The 6,501-nt window shown below is 59.1% G+C and carries 7 protein-coding genes; all 7 read left to right on the plus strand.

Translation table 11 applies throughout. The features are described from left to right. A partial coding sequence (locus tag AC2VNK_RS01650; protein ID WP_486882574.1) for an LPS-assembly protein LptD occupies positions 1-1,508 on the plus strand: 1,508 nt, incomplete at its 5' end. Beyond that, entirely contained in the window at positions 1,508-2,941 is a 1,434-nt protein-coding gene (locus AC2VNK_RS01655; RefSeq protein WP_291520536.1) for a peptidylprolyl isomerase, read from the plus strand. The genes AC2VNK_RS01650 and AC2VNK_RS01655, both read left to right, overlap by 1 nt. Then, positions 2,934-3,758 carry an ABC transporter permease gene (locus AC2VNK_RS01660; protein ID WP_291520534.1) on the plus strand — a complete coding sequence of 275 codons (825 nt, stop codon included), beginning with the start codon at positions 2,934-2,936 and terminating at the stop codon, positions 3,756-3,758. The genes AC2VNK_RS01655 and AC2VNK_RS01660 overlap by 8 nt, the downstream gene beginning before the upstream one ends. Before the next feature lie 90 nt (positions 3,759-3,848). Then, positions 3,849-4,103: a BolA family protein gene (locus tag AC2VNK_RS01665; protein ID WP_291520533.1), complete on the plus strand. Its 255-nt coding sequence runs from the start codon at positions 3,849-3,851 to the stop codon at positions 4,101-4,103. Positions 4,104-4,135: 32 nt separating this feature from the next. Continuing rightward, on the plus strand, positions 4,136-4,468 hold the full coding sequence (gene grxD, locus AC2VNK_RS01670) for a Grx4 family monothiol glutaredoxin (RefSeq protein WP_486882575.1): 333 nt from the start codon (positions 4,136-4,138) through the stop codon (positions 4,466-4,468). A gap of 9 nt (positions 4,469-4,477) precedes the next feature. Beyond that, on the plus strand, positions 4,478-5,749 hold the full coding sequence (murA, locus tag AC2VNK_RS01675; protein ID WP_486882576.1) for a UDP-N-acetylglucosamine 1-carboxyvinyltransferase: 1,272 nt from the start codon (positions 4,478-4,480) through the stop codon (positions 5,747-5,749). Next, positions 5,746-6,393, plus strand: coding sequence for an ATP phosphoribosyltransferase (hisG, locus tag AC2VNK_RS01680; protein ID WP_291520527.1), 648 nt, complete (start codon positions 5,746-5,748; stop codon positions 6,391-6,393). Before murA ends, hisG begins: the two co-directional genes overlap by 4 nt. Positions 6,394-6,501 lie beyond the last annotated feature (108 nt).

The following is a 6,501-nucleotide window of genomic DNA, read 5'->3' on the forward strand; positions in this document are numbered from 1 at the left end:
TTTACCTCGGCATCCCCTACTATTTCGATATCGCCCGTAATATGGACGACACCCTCACCGTCAACTATTTCGCCAGACGCGGGGTGATGTTGCAGAACGAGTTCCGCTATCTGGAGCCCAATTATAGCGGCAAACTCTATCTGGACCTGCTCCCCTCTGATCAATTGACCCACAAAAATATCTGGGCCATTTCCTGGCAGCATAACCAGAATCTGGGCGACGGATTCAACTTCAACGTCGATTACAATCAGGTCAGCTACAAAAACTTCCTTTCGGATTTTGGCGGCACAGCCGGTTTCGGCAGCAGTTTCGTGGGCGGCATTGGCAACACACCCTACATCGCCTCTTCCGGAGGACTCTACTACAACAACACGCATATTAGCGCGGGCGCCACCCTGCAGGGCTACCAGGAACTCGCGCCTGGCGGCGCAGCGCCCTACTCCCAGCTCCCGTATCTGTTTGCCGATGGCTACTGGCGGGTGGGACGCACCGGCTATTTCGACTGGCACAGCAGCTTTAACTACTTCTCCGCTTCTGCAGGACCCGTCGGTCAGCGCCTCGACCTCACCCCCACCATTGGCTGGCGCTTCAGCCACGGCTGGGGCTTCTTGGAACCGCAGGCCCGGCTCTACTATAGTCACTATCAGATTCAGCGTAATGCCCCCTACGCGCGCGCCGTCAATCGCACCTTACCGGCGCTCAGCCTCAAAGGCGGCCTCAATTTCGTCCGTTACGGCAGCGACGGCAGCACGGCCCTGCTGCAACCCTTGTTCAAATACACGTATATTCCCCTGCAGGCCCAAAGCAGCATCCCCATCTTCGATGCCAGTCAGCCCTATCAGAACTTCCCGATGATTTTTGAGGATAACAGCCTCTATACCGGCAACGATCGCATCAACGCTGCCAATCAGGTGGCAATAGGGCTGCGTGGCACCTGGCTCACACCCGGTGGCCGCCAGCTCTGGCAGGCGGCTGTCGGCCAGATCCGCTACTTCAACCAGCGCCAGATCAACCTCGCCGGCGATATCGTCCCTCAGAACCAGCAGTCCAACTATTTTTTTGAGGGACAATACGCGCCCCTTCCGGACATCAACCTCCTCGCCAGTTCACAGGTCAATGCCCAGCAGCGCAAGCTGGAGCGGCTCAACCTGCGCGCCCAGTGGCTGCCCGGTCCGCAGCGCGTCATTAACCTTGACTATCGTTTTACCCGTGGCTTCGTGAGGCAAACCGGCATTTCCGGTGCCTGGCCGATCTACAAGCGCTGGCAGGTACTCGGCAGCTATCAGTATGATGTCACCGATCACAAGCCGCTGGAGGAGCTCGTAGGGATGGGCTATGATGGCGGCTGCTGGGCTACCCGTATGATGGTTTATCATCAGATCCTTCTCGGCGGGCAGTCCAATAACGTTGTTTATCTGGAGATCGTATTGCGTGGCCTGACCAGCCTCGGCAATGCCTCAAACGGTTTGCTCAGCCAGTATGTGCCGGGCGCCAGCATGGAGTTCTGATGTCGTCCAAATGCCGTCCTATCTTATTCGCCCTGAGCATCGTTCTGGGGACAGCTCCGGTTTTGGCCTGGGCGAGTACGCCCTTTCTCAACCGTGACACCCTGCTGCCGGCCGCACCGGTGATGGCACCCGCTACGACAACGCACACTTATTCGGAAAACTCTGCCGAAGCACCGATAGCGGCGCCGCTACCCGAAAACACCCAGAATCTCGACAAGGTCATTGCTGTGGTGAACGACAATATCATCACCTCCATGCAGCTCGAGCAACGGGTTAGCGCCGTGCGTGCCCGTCTGCAGACGCAAGACCCCAACGCCATGCCCCCCGAAGACATCCTGCACCGCCAGGTGCTGCAGCAGATGATCCTGCAGGATATCGAGCTGCAAATCGCGCACCGCGCCGGAATCAAGGTTGACAAAGGCACGCTGGACCAGGCCATCAGCAACCTCGCTCAAGCCAACCACCTCACCCCTGACCAGTTACGCCAGGCGCTGACCAATCAAGGGCAGTCATGGGAGCAATTTACCAACGACCTCAAGGATCGCATTCTTGTGGATCGCCTCATGCAGCAGGAAGTGGAGAGCCGGGTCCATATTGGCCCCGACGAGGTGAAAACCTTCGCGCAACAGCTCAAAGAAATGGGCGGCGTGAGTTTCGACCTACAGCAGATATTCATCCCGCTGCCTGACAACCCGACACCAGACGCCGTCAGCGCGGCCCGGCGTGAAGCCGGGCAGGCGCGTGATCGCGTGGTGGCCGGTGAGAGTTTTACGCGCCTTGCCGCCCAGGTCAGCAGCGGCCACGATGCCTTGCAGGGCGGACGCATCGGTTGGGTCAAGGCGGGTGAACTCCCACCCTCAGTGACCCAAACCCTCCTCCAATTGAAGGCGGGCGAAATCAGCCCCGTCATCCCTGGACCCACCGGGTTTCATATTTTCAAATTGCTCGATGTCAAACATGAACAGCCGACGGTCACCGAGGTCAAAACGGCCATGATCGTCCTGCGTGCCGGCAACAGTCTGCAGTTGCAGGAGGCTGAGGCACGCGCTCAGGATATCCAGCAAGCGCTGCAAAGCGGCACCCGCTTCTCTGAGTTGGCGCGTAATTATAGCCAGGACACTAGCACCGCTGCCGGCGGTGGAGAAATGGGCTGGGTCGCCCCCGGACAATTGCCGGACAGCCTGGAACGCACACTGGTCACTTTGCAACCTGGTGGGGTGAGTAGTCCCATCCGCGAAGGGGATGCGATTTACATTCTGCACTCCCAGGCTCAGCGCCAGCAGCCGGTTGAAGAGAAACAGATTATGGCCGCAGCGCGCATGCAGCTCTACAACCGTATCGTCCACGAGCGCATGGACGAATGGCAACGTCGCATCCGCGACGGCGCCTACGTCGAGATCCTCGAGCCCGGCCTGCGCAGCAGCGATGCCTGAGCCTTTCGGAGGGTTACAGCAGGCCGTGACCGGTCCCAGCCCGGGCCTTGCGCGCGCCCGCTTCGCACCGGTCTGGACGCTGTTTTACAAAGAAACCTTGCGCTTCGGCAAGGTCTGGCTACAAACCATTGCCGCCCCGCTGATCACCACCATCCTCTATCTGGTGGTTTTTGGGCACGCATTGGGCGGACATATATCGGTCTATCCGGGAGTCAGCTATACGGCGTTCATCGTTCCCGGTCTGATGATGATGTCGGTTCTGCAAAATGCCTTTGCCAACAGCTCTTCCAGCCTGATCCAGGCCAAGGTGACGGGCAATATCGTCTTTCTGCTACTCAGCCCGCTCGGCCCCACCGAGATTTTCGTCGCCATGGTTGCCGCGTCGGTACTGCGCGGGGCACTAGTGGGGATTGCCATACTCGCGCTAGCGCTGCTTTATCTGCACATACCTCTACTGCATCCCTTGTGGATCATCGTATTTACCATTCTGGGCGCCAGTGGCATGGGTTCGTTAGGCTTAATTGCCGGACTCTGGGCGGAGAAATTCGACCAGATTGCCGGTTTTCAGAATTTTGTCATTATGCCGCTGACCTTTCTCGCCGGAGTATTTTACTCGGTGCGGTCCCTGCCCGGTGTTTGGCGACAACTCTCGCTGTTCAACCCGTTCTTCTACATCATCGACGGGTTTCGTTATGGTTTTTTTGCAGATTCTGATGCCAGCGTATGGGTTTCTCTAGGGGTCAGCATCGCCTTCGCGGGCGGGACCGGTCTCTTTGCCTGGCGCCTGCTGGATCGTGGTTACAAGCTGCGCCAATAAGGCGCTCAACGTCACACCTTGCACAGCCGGGCGCAGCTCAGTATAAAAAGCGACATCACACAGCGGCTTTTTTACGTTACACTACACTCCATGAACGCCAACACGATCAAATCACTCATTAAGCAACAGCTTCCCGACGCCCTCATCGAGGTTCTGGGAGACGATGGCGCCCATTTCGAGGCGCTGGTCGTTTCCCCGGCCTTTGTTGGGCTTTCCCTCATCAAGCAGCATCAAATGATTTATGATGCGCTGGGCGAGCGTATGCGCGAGGAAATTCACGCCCTCTCGCTGCGCACCCTGACTCCCGAGCAGGCGCAACAGCTCCGTCACCCGGCGGCGCATTAGCCGCACTCACCCCCAATGTAACGAGGATAACCATGGCAACGATTCAGGAACTTATTCAGGAACAGGTCAAGAAACACCCGGTCGTGCTTTATATGAAGGGCAACCCGCGGGCACCGCAATGCGGTTTCTCGGCCCGTGCCGTGCAACTGTTGCAGCAGTCAGGCGTCAAGGAGCTCTTTACGGTGGACGTGCTGGCCGACCCGCAGATTCGCGACGGCATCAAGCAGTATTCCAACTGGCCGACTATTCCCCAACTTTATATTCAGGGTGAGTTTGTCGGCGGGTCAGACATCATGTCCGATCTCTATCAGCAGGGCGAATTGCAGAAACTGGTCGACAGCGCCCAAGCGGCCAGCGCGAGCTGATTCGAGTCCATGGATAAACTGCTGCTGCGTGGTAATGGCCCCCTGCGTGGTGAGCTGCGGATTTCCGGGGCCAAAAACGCGGCCTTACCTTGTCTCGCCGCCACCCTGCTGGCGCGCGAGCCGGTGCGACTGCGCAATATTCCGCATCTGCGTGACATTACCACGACCCTGGAGTTGTTGAGCACACTCGGCGCAAGGGTGCTGGTAGACGGCCAGCTCGGGATCGAAGTCGATCCGCGCCCGGTACACTCGGTCGTCGCCCCTTATGAGCTGGTGAAGACCATGCGTGCCTCGATACTGGTACTTGGGCCACTGCTGGCCCGACACGGCTCGGCAGAAGTGAGCCTGCCTGGTGGCTGCGCCATCGGCAGTCGTCCGGTGAGCGTCCATCTCAGCGGTCTGCAGGCTTTGGGTGCCGAAATCACTGTAGAGGACGGTTTCGTTAAAGCACAGGCATCTCGTCTGCGCGGCACCCGCATCGTTATGGAGATGGTCTCCGTCACCGGTACGGAAAACCTGCTCATGGCAGCCACCCTCGCCGAAGGACGCACCATTCTCGAAAATGCCGCCCGCGAGCCGGAAATTGTCGACCTCGCCCGTTGTCTGTCGGCCATGGGTGCGCGCATCTCCGGAGCGGGGACCTCTGTCATCGAGATTGAGGGTGTAGCTGAACTGCATGGTGCCGAGCACAGCGTTGTGCCTGACCGCATCGAGACGGGGACCTATCTGGTGGCCGCGGCTATGGCCGGCGGCGATATTTGCCTGAAACGCACCGATGCGGGTCTGCTGGAGAGCGTCATCCTCAAACTACGGGAAGCGGGGGCCGAAGTGTCCGCCGAGGCGGACACGATCCGCGTCCGCATGACACGACGGCCGCAAGCGGTGGATGTACGCACGGCGCCCTATCCGGCCTTCCCCACGGACATGCAGGCGCAATTCATGGCGATGAACTGCATCGCCGTGGGGAGCAGCGTCGTCACCGAAACCATCTTCGAAAATCGCTTTATGCACGTCTCTGAATTGCAAAGACTGGGTGCCGACATCAATGCCGATGGGAAGACCGCGGTAGTGCGCGGGGTACCCCGCCTGCGCGGCGCGCCGGTGATGGCAACCGATCTGCGGGCGTCGGCTTCGCTAGTTCTGGCCGGACTCGTGGCGGAGGGCGAAACCCTCATCGACCGCATCTATCATCTGGATCGCGGCTATGAGGTCATTGAAGAGAAACTCAGCGCCTTAGGCGCAGATATCCGCCGGATCAGTAACAGCAGGAGCGTCACATGAGCGCAGGCATTACCATCGCACTGTCCAAGGGACGGATTCTGCAAGAAGCCATTCCCCTCTTTGCGGGCGCCGGCATCCACCTGGCGGAGGATCCGGAAGAATCCCGCAAGCTGATCATCCCCAGTACCGACCCCGCGGTGCGCTTTCTGGTGATCCGCGCCAGCGATGTGCCCACCTACGTGACCTGGGGCGCTGCCGACCTGGGCATTGCCGGTAAAGATGTGCTGTTGGAGCAGGAGGGCCTGGACCTTTATGAGCCCCTGGATCTGCGTATCGGCATCTGCCACATGGCGGTGGCCGAACCTGCCGCGCTGGCAGCCAATGACGCACCGCAAAGCTGGGAACGGGTGCGCATTGCGACCAAATATCCGCACATCACCCGCAACTATTTCCATGCGCGCGGCGTACAGACGGAAATCATCAAGCTTTACGGCAGCATGGAACTGGCGCCTCTGGTCGGATTGGCGGATCGTATTGTGGACCTGGTGTCCAGCGGCCGTACGCTCAAGGAAAACGGGCTGGTGGAAGTGGAAGAAATCATGCCCATTTCCAGCCGTCTGGTGGTCAACCGCGCGGCCATGAAACTCAAGCGCCGCGCCATCGAAACCCTCATTAACCAACTAGAGGCGCAAGTCACGTCATGAACCGTCTGGATACCAGCGACCCCGATTTTACCCGCCAGTTTCACGCACTGCATGACTGGGATGCCAATCTGGATCCGCAGATTGAAGTGCGGGTGCGGGAGATTGTTG

Source organism: Acidithiobacillus sp. TH-A35 (assembly GCF_057473505.1).

Bases quoted from the DNA above. Each gene is read 5' to 3' on its own strand.
- AC2VNK_RS01655 (WP_291520536.1), top strand. From the start codon at position 1,508: ATGTCGTCCAAATGCCGTCCTATCTTATTCGCCCTGAGCATCGTTCTG.
- AC2VNK_RS01660 (WP_291520534.1), top strand. From the start codon at position 2,934: ATGCCTGAGCCTTTCGGAGGGTTACAGCAGGCCGTGACCGGTCCCAGC.
- AC2VNK_RS01665 (WP_291520533.1), top strand. From the start codon at position 3,849: ATGAACGCCAACACGATCAAATCACTCATTAAGCAACAGCTTCCCGAC.
- grxD (WP_486882575.1), top strand. From the start codon at position 4,136: ATGGCAACGATTCAGGAACTTATTCAGGAACAGGTCAAGAAACACCCG.
- murA (WP_486882576.1), top strand. From the start codon at position 4,478: ATGGATAAACTGCTGCTGCGTGGTAATGGCCCCCTGCGTGGTGAGCTG.
- hisG (WP_291520527.1), top strand. From the start codon at position 5,746: ATGAGCGCAGGCATTACCATCGCACTGTCCAAGGGACGGATTCTGCAA.